The 13,146-nt window shown below is 36.8% G+C and carries 12 protein-coding genes; 4 read left to right on the top strand and 8 right to left on the bottom strand.

Annotated elements, in window-relative coordinates; all coding sequences use genetic code 11:
- Window positions 1-115 precede the first annotated feature (115 nt).
- The gene (locus IGK72_RS01515) at window positions 116-1,081 is read right to left on the bottom strand and encodes a DUF4822 domain-containing protein (protein WP_070416043.1); all 966 of its coding nucleotides are present in this window, start codon (window positions 1,079-1,081) and stop codon (window positions 116-118) included.
- A 184-nt stretch (window positions 1,082-1,265) separates the two neighbouring features.
- Window positions 1,266-2,243: a DUF4822 domain-containing protein gene (locus tag IGK72_RS01510; RefSeq protein WP_002358366.1), complete on the bottom strand. Its 978-nt coding sequence runs from the start codon at window positions 2,241-2,243 to the stop codon at window positions 1,266-1,268.
- A gap of 323 nt (window positions 2,244-2,566) precedes the next feature.
- Between IGK72_RS01510 and IGK72_RS01505 the strand changes: the two genes are divergently transcribed.
- Window positions 2,567-3,910 carry a sensor histidine kinase gene (locus tag IGK72_RS01505; protein ID WP_002393835.1) on the top strand — a complete coding sequence of 448 codons (1,344 nt, stop codon included), beginning with the start codon at window positions 2,567-2,569 and terminating at the stop codon, window positions 3,908-3,910.
- Window positions 3,907-4,599, top strand: a complete 693-nt coding sequence (locus IGK72_RS01500) for a response regulator transcription factor (protein WP_002355236.1) — start codon at window positions 3,907-3,909, stop codon at window positions 4,597-4,599. The genes IGK72_RS01505 and IGK72_RS01500 overlap by 4 nt, the downstream gene beginning before the upstream one ends.
- 52 nt (window positions 4,600-4,651) lie before the next feature.
- Here IGK72_RS01500 and IGK72_RS01495 read toward each other — a convergent pair whose 3' ends face one another.
- The 3 genes from IGK72_RS01495 to IGK72_RS01485 all read right to left on the bottom strand — a co-directional run bounded on the left by IGK72_RS01495 (window position 4,652) and on the right by IGK72_RS01485 (window position 8,532).
- Window positions 4,652-5,797 (bottom strand): cysteine desulfurase family protein, encoded by a 1,146-nt coding sequence (locus IGK72_RS01495; protein WP_002355234.1) that lies wholly within the window; start codon window positions 5,795-5,797, stop codon window positions 4,652-4,654.
- Window positions 5,798-5,923: 126 nt separating this feature from the next.
- The gene (gene ezrA, locus IGK72_RS01490) at window positions 5,924-7,660 is read right to left on the bottom strand and encodes a septation ring formation regulator EzrA (protein WP_002355233.1); all 1,737 of its coding nucleotides are present in this window, start codon (window positions 7,658-7,660) and stop codon (window positions 5,924-5,926) included.
- A 185-nt stretch (window positions 7,661-7,845) separates the two neighbouring features.
- On the bottom strand, window positions 7,846-8,532 hold the full coding sequence (locus tag IGK72_RS01485; protein ID WP_002355232.1) for an HAD family hydrolase: 687 nt from the start codon (window positions 8,530-8,532) through the stop codon (window positions 7,846-7,848).
- 186 nt (window positions 8,533-8,718) lie between these two features.
- Here IGK72_RS01485 and IGK72_RS01480 point away from each other — a divergent pair, with 186 nt between their 5' ends.
- Window positions 8,719-10,071, top strand: coding sequence for an aspartate kinase (locus IGK72_RS01480; RefSeq protein ID WP_010713599.1), 1,353 nt, complete (start codon window positions 8,719-8,721; stop codon window positions 10,069-10,071).
- 22 nt (window positions 10,072-10,093) lie between these two features.
- On the opposite strand, the gene IGK72_RS01475 is transcribed toward IGK72_RS01480, so the two are convergent.
- From IGK72_RS01475 to IGK72_RS01465, 3 genes are read right to left on the bottom strand one after another with little or no spacing between them, the layout of a single operon-like run.
- Window positions 10,094-10,630: an HAD family hydrolase gene (locus IGK72_RS01475; protein ID WP_023894881.1), complete on the bottom strand. Its 537-nt coding sequence runs from the start codon at window positions 10,628-10,630 to the stop codon at window positions 10,094-10,096.
- Between the two features lie 16 nt (window positions 10,631-10,646).
- Window positions 10,647-11,480, bottom strand: a complete 834-nt coding sequence (locus tag IGK72_RS01470; protein WP_070416044.1) for a DUF72 domain-containing protein — start codon at window positions 11,478-11,480, stop codon at window positions 10,647-10,649.
- A 49-nt stretch (window positions 11,481-11,529) separates the two neighbouring features.
- On the bottom strand, window positions 11,530-12,264 hold the full coding sequence (locus IGK72_RS01465) for an acyl-ACP thioesterase domain-containing protein (protein WP_002355227.1): 735 nt from the start codon (window positions 12,262-12,264) through the stop codon (window positions 11,530-11,532).
- A gap of 274 nt (window positions 12,265-12,538) precedes the next feature.
- Between IGK72_RS01465 and IGK72_RS01460 the strand changes: the two genes are divergently transcribed.
- Entirely contained in the window at window positions 12,539-13,123 is a 585-nt protein-coding gene (locus IGK72_RS01460; protein ID WP_002355225.1) for a lytic polysaccharide monooxygenase, read from the top strand.
- Window positions 13,124-13,146 lie beyond the last annotated feature (23 nt).

Here is a 13,146-nt window from a genome sequence, read left to right as displayed (position 1 = left end):
TATCTTAATAATAACATTTAATTATAACTAATAACAATTTATTTATAGAGGAAGAGAAAACAAAAGAACGTTGGGGGACGTTCTTTTGTTAAATAAGAGAGAAGACAAGAGACTTTTAGAAAGTAAAGGCTGGATGATATGTGCCTTGGTAAGGTTCATGTTCCACGAACACTTGAATATCATTCCCAGCATTATCTTTACCCATTCGAGTATACGTAAATCGATCATTGTTTAGTTCCGTTAATTCTAGCGCTACACCGTAGCGATTCGTACCAATAGATACATGAGCCCGGATCTTGTTATTGTCCACCACTTGGAAGTACCCAAAGTCGCCGCGGGTTTCACTCGTTTGTAAATTGAAAAATTCATATTTACTTGTGGTTGGATCAAATTTCGCTAAACTAATGAAATTTTGATTGGCCGCTGTCACATCATTACCGTTTTTATCTACGACTTTTGTGCCATTCCACAAGGTTGTTCCTAAAATTTTATCCCCTGATTTATTTGTCACAATTTTGCCAGTTTGATTGGTTAATGCTTCACGTCCATTTGTAAAAGCTAATTTTTTCCCATGATAAGGGATGTGTTCCACGTAAACTTCAACATCATTCCCCAGTTTATCTTTCCCTAAACGCTTGTAAGTAAATTTGTCTTTACTCACTTCGGTTAAATCCACTACGGCTTGATAATTTTGTGTCCGCGAAATTAAAATTCGTTTTGTGCCATCACCTGTCACAAAAAATGTTCCTTCGTCACCACGGGTTTCCCCAGTGTTTTTGTCGAAAAACTCATAAAAACCGGTTTCACCATCATATTTTGCTAAACCAATAAAATTAGCATTTTCTGCCGTTAAATCATTACCTGCAGCATCATAAACTCGGGTTCCTTGCCAGTCCGTGCCAGATAAAATCTTAGTCTCCTTATCGCCTCTTGTTTGGCCATTGTTTTGATGTTTGCCTAAATTTGCTGTAGCACTATTTGGATTGGATGCATGACCTGCAAATGCTGGACTTGCATAACCTGCTATAAGTAACGTACTTAATGTTACTAAAGTAATCGAACTTAATACTTTCTTTTTCATAAAGCATCGCTCCTTTTCTTTGATAAACCTATCTTAACAAACGATTCTAAACTACCACTGTCAGAAAAATGAACAATTTATAAACGATTAAAAACAACTATAAACTATTTTTTTGTTAAAAATGAAGCGGTCAAAAGAATCCTTTACTTCCTTTTGGCCGCTTCATCCACTAGTGATTGACTAATTAGAACGTGAAGTCTGGCGTAAAGTCTCCTTCATATGGTTCATGTTCTACAAAGACTTTAATTTCTTTGCCATTGTTGTCTTTACCCATTCGTGTATACGTAAAACGTTTATCATTTAATTCTGTTAATTCTAACGCAGCTCCATATTTATTGTCACCAATTGAAACGTGGGCCCGGATTTTGTTATTATCAATTACTTGGAAGTAACCAAAATCTCCACGGGTTTTACCCGTTTCTAAATCAAAGAATTCATATTTACTTGTTTTATTATCAAATTTCGCTAAACTAATAAACATTTTATTCGCTTCAGTAACATCGTTACCGTCTTCATCTAAAACTTTCGTGCCATTCCATAATGTAGCCCCTAAAATGTCATCCCCAGGTTCACTGGTAACAATCTTGCCAGTTTCTGTTTCTAAATCTTTACGGCCATTCGTAAAAGTTAATTTCTCGTCAGAATAAGGGATATGTTCTACAAAGACTTCTACATCTTTCCCGTCTTTATCTTTACCCATTCGCTTATAGGTAAATTTATCTTTCGTTACTTCCGTTAAATCAACCACCGCTTGATAGTTTTGTGTATCCGAAATTAAGATACGCTTTTCGCCATCGTCTGTCACAAAGAATGTGCCTTCATCGCCACGGGTTTCACCTGTTTCTTTGTCGAAAAATTCATAAAAACCGGTTTCACCATCATATTTTGCTAAACCAATAAAATTAGCATTTTCTGCTGTTAAATCATTATTATTTTTGTCGTAAACTTTTGTGCCTTGCCAATCAGTACTGGATAAAATTTCTGTTAATTCTTGTCCTTTTGATTGCTCTTTAGCTGCTTCTGCTGAACTAGAGACTGCAGTGCTTGAGCTAGCTGCACTTGATTTATCTGTTGCAGAGTTGGCTCCGCCAGCACAGCCTGCAATCAACAACGTACTAAAGGTTAATAAGGTAAGCGCACTAAAAACTTTTTTCTTTTTCATGGTTGGTAATCCCCTTTTTCTTTTTGATATATTTAGAATAGCAAAGCCTTATAAACTCCTACTTGCCGAAAAATGAACAAATTATAAACAAATGAAAAAAAGTTAATAACAATACTAGCTTTTTTTTGTTCACTTGTAATACACTATAAGTAAGAAATAGATTAAAACCACTAGGAGGGACGCTTTTGACCATTAAACGCCGCTTTTTTATTTCTTATATTAGTGCCATCATTATTACTTTAGCCTCTGTTTTAGCTGTTTTATCCTTAGCTTCTTACATCACATTAGGAACTGTCCCCAGTTTGCCCCAAGCTTACCGAATGATGAATAAGCAACGACCATTGACCGCTAACGAAGAAGAAAGTTATTTGGCCTTAGATCAACTGCTAAAAAAATCACCGAAATTACTAGATACACCTTTGAGTAAAGAATTAAAGGAAACGATTCAAACAATTGAGGCAAAAGGATTAAGTGTGATTATTCGAAAGAATGCACGGTTTCCTTATTATTCGGATAATTTAGTAGAAAAATCTTTGTCTGTACATATTCCAAACTACGAAATGAATAATATTATGCCAACTGGCACACTGGATAATGCAGGGCGTCTATATCATTATGTCAAATCCGATTTTCATTATTTAGATGGTTCTAACGGGAGCTTTATTGTCTTGAAACGCGAAAGCAGCCTTTTTGAATTCTTCACACGCTGGATTATCTGGATGATTTTGTTAATTATCCTTGTAGCAATTGCGGCAGCTTGGCTCATTAATAAGCGCTTAACCAAAACCACTATCGAGCCATTAGAAGCATTAGAAAAAGCGACTAAAACATTGGGTAAGGATGCCCAAAAAGAAAATCCATTTACACCAACTAGCCACCAAACCGTCTCAACAGAAGTCAAACAGCTCCAACTTAGTTTTGAACAAATGTGGCAAGATTTAGAAGAAGCCAATGCGGAACGCGAAAAATATGAAGCTAATCGGAAAGAATTAATTGCAAATATTTCTCATGACTTAAAAACACCAATTACTTCTATTATTGGTTACGTTGAAGGTTTGATGGATGGCGTTGCCAATACTGAAGAAAAAAAACAGCGCTATTTAACGGTCATTCATGAAAAAAGTTTAGGCCTCAATGATTTAATTGAAGAATTATTTTTGTATTCTAAATTAGACCTAGATCGTGCTGTCTTTACAGTGGAAAAGACCAATTTCACTCGTTTTATTGCACATATTCTTGAAGAATACCGTTTGGAACAAGAACTCGTGATTACTTCTGTACTTCCCACCGAAGCCTTATACGTTCAAATGGACCCCACGCAGATGAATCGCGTGATTACCAATCTAATTCAAAATAGCATTAAATTTGCGGATCCCACTAAAGAACAACTAGCCTTTACGATTTCTTTAACGCATAATCAAACAGACTTAGTTTTAACCATTACAGATAACGGCATTGGTATCGATAAAAAAGAATTACCTTATTTATTCGAACGCTTCTATCGTGTAGACAAATCTCGAACCCCAACAGTTAAAGGAAGCGGCTTGGGATTAAGTATTGTCAAACAAATTATTGACTATCATCAGGGAACAATCACTGTCACAAGTAAAAAAGGAGACGGCACCAACGTGATAATTACGTTGCCGTTGTTGGAGGATGAAAAATGAAACCACATGTATTAATTATTGAAGATGATCCAAGCATTGCTGATTTGCAAAAAGATTATTTAGAAATTAACGATATGACTGTCACAATTGAACATGATGGAAAAAAAGGATTGGAAGCAGCTTTAAATGAGCCCTTTGATTTAATTATTTTAGATGTGATGCTGCCAACTATGGATGGTTTTGAAATCTGTCGTGCAATTCGAAAAAAAAAGCAAACGCCGATCATGATTGTTTCGGCTAAAAAAGAAGATATTGATAAAATTCGTGGGCTTGGCTTAGGTGCTGATGATTATATAATCAAGCCGTTTAGTCCCAATGAATTAGTCGCTCGAGCAAAAGCCCATATGAACCGTTATCAATTGCTAAGCAAAGCAGAACAACCACCACAATTACTAAAAATCAATGAAATCGCTGTCGACACTGCCGCCCACAAAGTGTTTGTTTTAGAAAATGAAGTTATTTTTACAAGCAAAGAATACAAATTGTTGGTTTTCTTGATGGAACATCCTAATCGCGTGTGGAATAAAGAAGAACTTTTTGAAAGTGTCTGGGGATTTGATGCCTTAGATACTGAGGTTTCGACTGTCGTTGTTCACATTAAACGGATTCGGGAAAAATTAAAAAAAGCCAATCTTTCTGACTCTCCAATTGAAACACTCTGGGGAAGTGGCTACCGCTTCAATCGATAAAGAGAGCAAAAATAAGTCGGAGCCTATTTCTAGGCTCCGACTTATTTTTTTATTAATTTACACGAGAAAATTTTTGATAAAGTTGGTTGAAAACAATCATAAATTGTTCAATTTCTGCCATTGTATTGCTTTCATCTAAACTAATGCGCACAGCGGAAGTCGCCAATTCCCCAGGCACATGCATGGCATACAAGGTGCTGCTAGCCATTTTTTTTCGGCTAGAACAAGCACTCGTAGTCGAAATATAAATCTGTTTTTCTTCCAATGCATGGACTAGCACTTCGCCGCGAATCCCTTTCAAAGCAAAACATAAAATGTGTGGCGCAAAATGTTCATTATCTTGTGAAAAAACAGTCACATTTTGAAATTCTTCTAGCGCCTTTAATAAATAACTCCGTAATGTCGCCACATGTTGCGGCCGTTGTTGTTCGTTCTCTAAATGCAAACGCAACGCTTTGGCCATTGCCACAATTGCTGGTACGTTTTCTGTCCCACTGCGTTGGTTGTTTTCTTGTCCGCCTCCTGTTAAAAGCGGCGCTAAACGTTTTCCTTGTTTCCAATACATAAAACCAATGCCTCGTGGTCCATGAAATTTATGTGCAGAAAATGTTGCAAAATCCACCCGATCCGTTAACCACTCTGAGTAATTAACTTTCCCAATTGCTTGAACGGCGTCTACATGAAAATGAATTTTAGGAAACTCCGCTAAAACCTCGCTGATTTCTTTAATTGGTTGAATCGTTCCCACTTCATTGTTGACTGCCATAACAGAAACCAAAATCGTTTCTTTTCTAATTAATTTCTGTAATTCCTCGACTTTCACACGACCTTCTTTATCCACTGGCGCATAAGAAAGTTCAAAACCTAGTTCGACTAATTGTTCCGCTGTTTCTGTAACTGCTGGATGTTCCACTGCAGAAATAATAATATGATTACCAAATTCTCGTTTTTCGATTGCCGTTCCTTTTAAAACCCAGTTATCTCCTTCAGTTCCGCCACTTGTAAAATAGATTTCATTTGCTGAAACATTGATTAGCTCCGCAATCTGCTTCCGTGCTTGTTGTAAGAGCCGATTCGCTTGGTTGCCTAAGTCATGCAGACTAGACGGATTGCCAATAATCCGCTGACTGGTTTTTACATATGTATCTAAAGCCTGGGGGTAAATCGGTGTAGTTGCACTATTATCAAAATAAATCATTTGTCACCCTTCTTTTTTAAAATTCTTTCCCATTATATACTTTCTAAAGTATCACTTCAAGTCACCACCACGCCATAAAAAACAGAGGCTTGTCTGTCGACAAACCTCTGTTTAGTGATTGTTTAATTAAATTGCTGTTAAATTAGGGTTATTGATATTTTTAAAATAAAAATCTTCGATTCGTTTGAACGCCCCTGGCTCAACAGCTTCCAATGCCGTTCCAATTTCATCTAATGCATCTTGATAACGGAATTCTGTCGAGAATAAATACATGCTTTTATCTAAAGCCGCTCGGATGTTCTCGTGAGTATGACGATAGCGGTTTGCATATTGCATCATTTGTTCTGTCAGAGCTGCTGCATTGACTAAATCTTTTGTTTTCTTATCTAATAACTCTAAATCATCTTCGCATAAGTCACACAAACGATTGATTTCATCCATGTTAATGCGCATTTTATTTAAGGCTCGGCTTAAATCTTCAATTCGATCCGTTGCCACATAGAAAAATTCTAAGTAATCAGCAGACAAACCTGGTAATCGTTGCTTTTCAACATATCGTTTGATACTCCGTAAACGGAATTCGTATTCGTCGACTTTTTCTTGAGCGACTTTTTCGCCTTTTCTTAGTTCTTTCAATGAAGCATCAATTTCTAATTGTTGATTTTCAATATCATCTAAAATCTTATAGCATTCTTTATAGAACGCTTGAATTTCAGAGTAAGGAACGGTATGTTCTTTCATTCGAGGTTCCAAATCTTTTTGACGGCGAATAATTTCTTCAATTTCCGTTTGAAAACCACGACTACGTCCTAGCTCGTTGTTGTTTAAGGTATAGCTTTGTGATACATGGTCCAATTCAATCATTAATTGACGGTTATTTTTTAAGGAATGAGAAATATAATCGTCAATAATTTTTTGATTGGTCACGACATATTTCTTCGCTTCAATCTCACGTTCCATCACTTCATATAATGCATCAATCGCCGTTGCTGTGTCGCGATTTGCGACCTCTACTGCGGCAATCTCTGTTTTCTCTAAATCAGCCATTGAATTCTCGACACGTTTTTTCGCATGTTGAATTTCTTCAGCAAAGTTTTGTTCAGGGAACACGTAATCGTCAGCTAATAATTGGTTGTAGCCTTCTTCGATTTCTTTTAATTGATCTGGGAAAGTTTCATTTAATTCTTCATACATTGGTGGAATCCGTTTCATTAAGTCTTCCAATTCATACGTATGACGTTCCGCATCTTCTAGGACTTCTCGAGCCTCGATTGGGTCCCCCGATGTATTTAGTGTGACAAATTGTGTGAATTCAATTTCGACGTTTCTTAATTGTTTTTGGATTTCGGAGTAAGCTGGACCAAAGCTAGCTTTATCATCTTTTAGTGATTTACTTAATTCTTCATAGACATCCAAAGCTTTTTGAACTTCTAATGAATTGCGCTCTTCACTTTCACGTAATTCTTTCAAGCCATTACGAATGACTTCCACTTCGGCTTCCATTTCGGTCATCGTTTCATTCGCTTCCACGACTGCTTTCTTCGCTTTCATGAAACGGAAAATTTCATTTTGATTTTCGACTTCATAAATTTGACTCTCTAGTTCGGCGAAAGAACGCGTCGATAGTTCTACCCAGCGTTGATTCCATTCACGGAAACTATTTTGACTCTGTCCAACTAGATGCATTTTTTTAATGTCATCGATTTCTTCAAAGACTGGCAAGTCAAACAGGGCTTCTTTACGAACTTCTAATTCATCTAATTGTTCTTGATTTTTTTTGCGCATAAAATAACCAATTAAGTATAGCACCGCAGCAATAATAACGATTACTAGTACTAAAATGATAATCCAATTATTCTTCATTTTGGCTCCTCCGATAATTTTTCTATAATAAAAGAAAGGTTGTTTGTTCTCTTCACACGGTTATCTATTGTTCCTGACCCTTGAAAAAGGGCATTCTTGCAGAAATACCTATAGAAAATTATAGCACAAACTGTATATTCATTCACTAGTTATAACAAACTTTTTTAATAAAACCCGCGATCTTCTTACGAAGGGGTTGATTCACTGCTTTCATCGATCCGATTTTCACTAATTTTTTTACAAATATCACTTAGTTGTGTTAAGAAGGCATCCGCTTGACTTTGATCCATCCCAAAGTGTTCATCGCGCATCGCCCAAACTTCTAGCCCAGCTTCTTTGGCAGAGGCAATGCCTTTTTCTGAATCTTCAATGGCTATACATTCCTGTGGCGCAACAGCTAATTCTTGTAACGTGTGCAGATAAATATCCGGCGCCGGTTTACTTTCTTCGAAATCTTCCCCACTCACGACCGCATCAAAATAACTACTTAATTGCCCCACTGTCAAAACCTCTTCAATTGCGTCTTTTGTGGAAGAAGAAGCTAATCCGATTTTATAGCCTTGTCTTTTTAAAAATTGTAAAACACGTTTCGCATTTTCATCAAGCACAGCTAAATAATCTATCGGATGCGCTTTTTTATAGGCTATGTATTGTTCATTTAAAAAAGCAATATCTAGCTCTTTTTTGTTGACTTGTTCAATCTTTTGCCATAATGAACGCATATCCGCACCGACTAATTCTGGCAAGGTTAGGCCCTCAATGGTCAAATCAAATTCCGCTAAAAATGCTTTACGTCGCTCATAATAATAAGCTTCGCTATCTACTAGGACACCGTCCATATCAAAAATAATGGCGGTTTTGGATTCTGTCATACTATTTAACTCCTTCGTTACGACTCATATCTTTACAGTTTAACAAAATTTTAAGGAAAAATGAAGAACAAATATTTTCATGATTTCCTAACTTTCTGAAAATAAGTGGTTGCTTTTCTAAATGTTTTTCGGTATCCTTTTACTAATCTACAAATGAGAAAATAATTAAAAACAGGAGTGATAAACGTGAACGTAGTTAAATTCGGCGGTAGCTCGCTAGCATCAGCACCACAGTTACAGAAAGTCTTACAAATCGTCAAGGAAGAGCCGCGCCGAACGTTTGTCGTTGTATCTGCTCCTGGAAAGCGAACCCCGCAAGATATTAAAGTGACTGATTTATTGATTCAATACTATCAGCGCTACTTAAATAATGAGGAAATTGAATCGACAATCTCTGCCATCATTCGTCGTTATGAAGATCTTTTTGATGAATTACACTTGGATAAAGCAGTTTTAGCTGATATTGCTATTTCGATTCGCCAATTAGCCACTTTACCAAAAGAAAACAATGCTTTTTTATTTGACTATTTTTTAGCTAGCGGCGAGGACAATAATGCAAAAGTTGTTGCCAGTTTTTTCAATCAGAATGGCTTAGATGCTCGCTACATTAGTCCAAAAGAATTAGGTCTCCTAGTGACACCTGAGCCAGGCAATGCCCGCATTTTACCAAAAGCTTTAGAGAAAATTAGTGCCTATCGTGAGACTCAACAAATCTTGGTTATTCCAGGTTTCTTTGGTTATACAGAAGCCGGCGAAATTTGTACTTTTTCTCGTGGCGGTTCCGATATCACAGGGTCCATTGTTGCCGCAGGTGTTCAAGCAGATTTGTATGAAAACTTTACCGATGTGGACGGAATTTATGTCGCCCATCCTGGAATTATTGAACAGCCTCAAACGATTCAAGAATTGACCTACAGAGAAATGCGGGAGTTAGCTTATGCAGGATTTGCCGTCCTCCACGACGAAGCCTTAATGCCTGCCTATCGCGCAAATATTCCAGTCGTTATCAAAAATACCAACAACCCACATCATCCTGGCACCCTAATTACCACCTCTCGCAAAGTGAAGCATGCTCCTGTTGTAGGAATTGCTAGTGATCAAGGGTTCGCAAGTATTTACATTAGTAAGTATTTAATGAATAGAGAATTAGGTTTTGGGCGACGGCTCTTAGAAGTACTAGAAAAATTAGCCTTGAGCTATGAGCATATGCCCTCAGGAATTGATGACATCACGATTGTTTTAAGAGAAGACCAGTTAACAACTGAAATTGAAAATCAACTGATGGCCCAACTCCAAGAAGTTTTAGCGCCTGATGAGTTACGCATCACGCATCACCTTTCCATGATTATGATTGTCGGGGAAGGCATGCGCCAACGAATTGGGGTTACTGCTGAAAGTACAATGGCGTTAGCCAAAGAAAAAATCAACTTAGAAATGATTAACCAAGGATCTTCGGAAGTAAGTATTATGTTTGGTATCAAAAAAGAACAAGAGGAAAAAGCCATCAAAGCCTTATATCGGACGTTCTTCCATGATTAATGAAAAAGACGAATGAGTTTTCTCATTCGTCTTTTTCATTGGTTTCAGTAATTTTCAATTGGCGTTGAATTTCCGCTTTAATTTTAGCTTCTGGCGCAAAATCTTGTTCCCAATTTTCAGGTTTTAATACTTTATTTGTTTCTGGATCATAATGTGGCTGCCCATCTGGAAATAATTTCCCCATATTGGCTTGATGAACGATTTCAATAATTTTTGTTGGATTGACGCCCATTAAGCAAAACGAACCATAAGTAAAATACAATAAATCAACTAGTGCATCCACTTCCTCCACTAAAGGATCAGATACTGGTTTGCCTTTCGCCAAGACTTTCTGCTCTGCTTTATCGACAGATTTTTTTAATCCGTTGACCAATTGTTGAAAAAGTACTTGGTCATTATCAGCAGCACTATATAAAAATTCCACAAGTTCTTCGACTTTAAACTCTGCTCGTCGACTGGCTAGCTCTGGCGAAAAAGCAGTTGGTTGCTTTGGTTGTTGTGGATTAAAAACCTCGTGGAAGGCACAAGCCATTTCATAAGGGGATTGCTTTTCAGACATTCAGCTACCTTCTTTCTCAAAATAAATCTAATTGTTTTGGATTCAAATCATCGTAACTCAAATTCAAGACTTTTTGCATCTGTAGAGCGTTTTCTGCGGCATCGCCGCCAGAATTATTATTAAAAATTACGCCCACTTCTTTGGCTTCTTGCGACATTTTTAAAACAGCTTCGCTTAAATCAGCGATTTCCTGCGTATTATAATGATAAAGGGTTCTTTTTTTTCGCCACTCTGCATCATTGGCTAACCAGCCAGCCGCATTACGTCCGTGAAACCGGAAGAGCACGAGATTAGGATTCGTTACATAAGGATAAAAGGGCACTGGATTCGTAGGAATCTGCGGTTCATCTACAATCACAAGTGAAAATTGATTTTCTTTCATAAATTGCAACATTTGTTTTACAAAGTTTGGTTGATACCATGAATTATTTCGTAATTCAATGGCGATGGGTAGGTCTTTAAACCAGTGACGAATTTTTTGCAAGTAAGCGACATTTTCTTTCGTACAACCAAATGTTCCTGAAAATTGTATCAGAAAGGCAAATAATTTTTTACTTTCAATTAATGGGGCCATACTTTCTAAAAAAGCGGTGATCATTTCTTCTTCACTTGCATAATAGGTTTGCCACTCACCTTGACAACTGATTCCACTATAAACTTTCATGACAAAGCGAAAGTTTTCGGGAACTGCTTTGACCCATTCAGCTACTCGTTCTTTGGGAGGAATCCCGTAATACGCCGTGTCCATTTCAACTAGTGGTAAATGACTGGCATATTCATAAAGCGTGGCCCGTTTTTTTCCAGTTAAATAGTCGTGTTCACTAAAAGATGTTAATCCTAAGCGAATCATGTCCTTCCTCCTCTGCGTAACTTTTTATTTTCTAAACCGTCATCTTAACTTAGTTTGTCCAATCGATATTCGCTTCACAATAGGTTTGACCATCAATCCGAATCTCATGGCGCGTTTTCAACTGATTTTCTTGTTCGACAATTTCGTAATGACTTTCGACTTCTTGGCCGTATTCTACTTCTTTGTCAAATTTCACAAGAATTTTTTTCGGTTGATGCGTTGTTAAAAAGTCATACCCTAACACATCCAATAACCAATTAAAATAAATCGCATTATTAACATGTTGATTGCCATCAATATCAAAAAAACGCACACGATAAGGTAAAAAGTTCCCCTCTGTGACCTTTTCAATTTTTTCATGGCGATAAATTTTAGTGATTTTTTCAGAATCAAAAGGTGCAATAATTTCTGGTAACACACTACTGATTTTCCGATTTTTTTGATCCATTAAGACAAAGGTTGATTTCACAAAGACACATTCATTGCCTTCTTCATCATGAACCCAAAAGTTACGATAACAAAAATATTTGTTATAACTCATAGCTTGCGTTGTAATTGCTACTTTTTCACCAACTTTTGGTAAGCGGTGAATCTCTATTTCATAATTGGTGATGACCCAGCCTAGACCAAATTGAGCGACATAAGCCGCATCTCTTCCTAGTAATTCTGTTTGTTCTTCTGATACTTTAATGACAACCGCTAACAAAGCCGGTATCTTCATTGCACCAGTAAAATCGCCGTCATAGTAGGCAACTTCATAAGAGGATGTATGTTTTTTTCCCACGAAATAATCTCCTTTTTCCAATGGCTACTTTCGTGTCATTGTTTCTTCTTAAAAGTATACCACGTGATTTCTTCAATTGCGATTCCGAATGAAAAATTAACAAAACTTTGAAAAACACTATTATTTATATTATTTAAAAACATTCTTAATATTACTTAAAAAATAATGTTTTATTTTTAAAAATAACATTTCTTATTATTTGTATCCGAAAGATTATTATGTTATATTCCTATCTGTAAGCGCATACAAAATAATTTTTTAGGAGGTTTTTTTCGTGAAAAAGAGTTTATTAACAATCGTCCTGGCTTTTAGTTTTGTTTTAGGTGGCGCTGCATTGGCCCCTACTGTTTCAGAGGCTCATGGTTACGTAGCAAGTCCTGGAAGTCGTGCTTTCTTTGGTAGTTCTGCTGGTGGTAACTTAAATACAAATGTTGGTCGTGCACAATGGGAACCTCAAAGTATCGAAGCGCCCAAAAATACGTTTATTACTGGTAAATTAGCCAGTGCAGGTGTCTCAGGTTTTGAACCTTTGGATGAACAAACAGCTACTCGTTGGCACAAAACAAACATTACAACAGGTCCCCTTGACATCACTTGGAACTTAACTGCCCAACATAGAACTGCTTCTTGGGATTACTATATTACTAAAAATGGCTGGAATCCCAATCAACCATTAGACATTAAAAACTTCGACAAAATTGCTTCAATTGACGGCAAACAAGAAGTTCCTAATAAAGTTGTTAAACAAACAATTAATATTCCGACAGACCGCAAAGGTTATCATGTCATTTACGCTGTCTGGGGCATTGGTGATACGGTGAACGCCTTTTACCAAGCGATTGATGTGAACATTCAGTAAAAATACTCACATCTTAAACTAAA

Origin of the sequence: Enterococcus sp. DIV0183, assembly GCF_050541505.1 — a bacterium.
Lineage (GTDB): Bacteria > Bacillota > Bacilli > Lactobacillales > Enterococcaceae > Enterococcus > Enterococcus faecalis.
Note: the sequence above shows the minus strand (reverse complement) of the source record. Positions and strands in the feature narration are given on the sequence as shown.

Coding starts and splice junctions, on each gene's coding strand:
- IGK72_RS01515 (WP_070416043.1), bottom strand. CDS start 1,081: ATGAAAAAGAAAGTATTAAGTTCGATTACTTTAGTAACATTAAGTACG.
- IGK72_RS01510 (WP_002358366.1), bottom strand. CDS start 2,243: ATGAAAAAGAAAAAAGTTTTTAGTGCGCTTACCTTATTAACCTTTAGT.
- IGK72_RS01505 (WP_002393835.1), top strand. CDS start 2,567: ATGAATAAGCAACGACCATTGACCGCTAACGAAGAAGAAAGTTATTTG.
- IGK72_RS01500 (WP_002355236.1), top strand. CDS start 3,907: ATGAAACCACATGTATTAATTATTGAAGATGATCCAAGCATTGCTGAT.
- IGK72_RS01495 (WP_002355234.1), bottom strand. CDS start 5,797: ATGATTTATTTTGATAATAGTGCAACTACACCGATTTACCCCCAGGCT.
- ezrA (WP_002355233.1), bottom strand. CDS start 7,660: ATGAAGAATAATTGGATTATCATTTTAGTACTAGTAATCGTTATTATT.
- IGK72_RS01485 (WP_002355232.1), bottom strand. CDS start 8,532: ATGACAGAATCCAAAACCGCCATTATTTTTGATATGGACGGTGTCCTA.
- IGK72_RS01475 (WP_023894881.1), bottom strand. CDS start 10,630: ATGTCTGAAAAGCAATCCCCTTATGAAATGGCTTGTGCCTTCCACGAG.
- IGK72_RS01470 (WP_070416044.1), bottom strand. CDS start 11,480: ATGATTCGCTTAGGATTAACATCTTTTAGTGAACACGACTATTTAACT.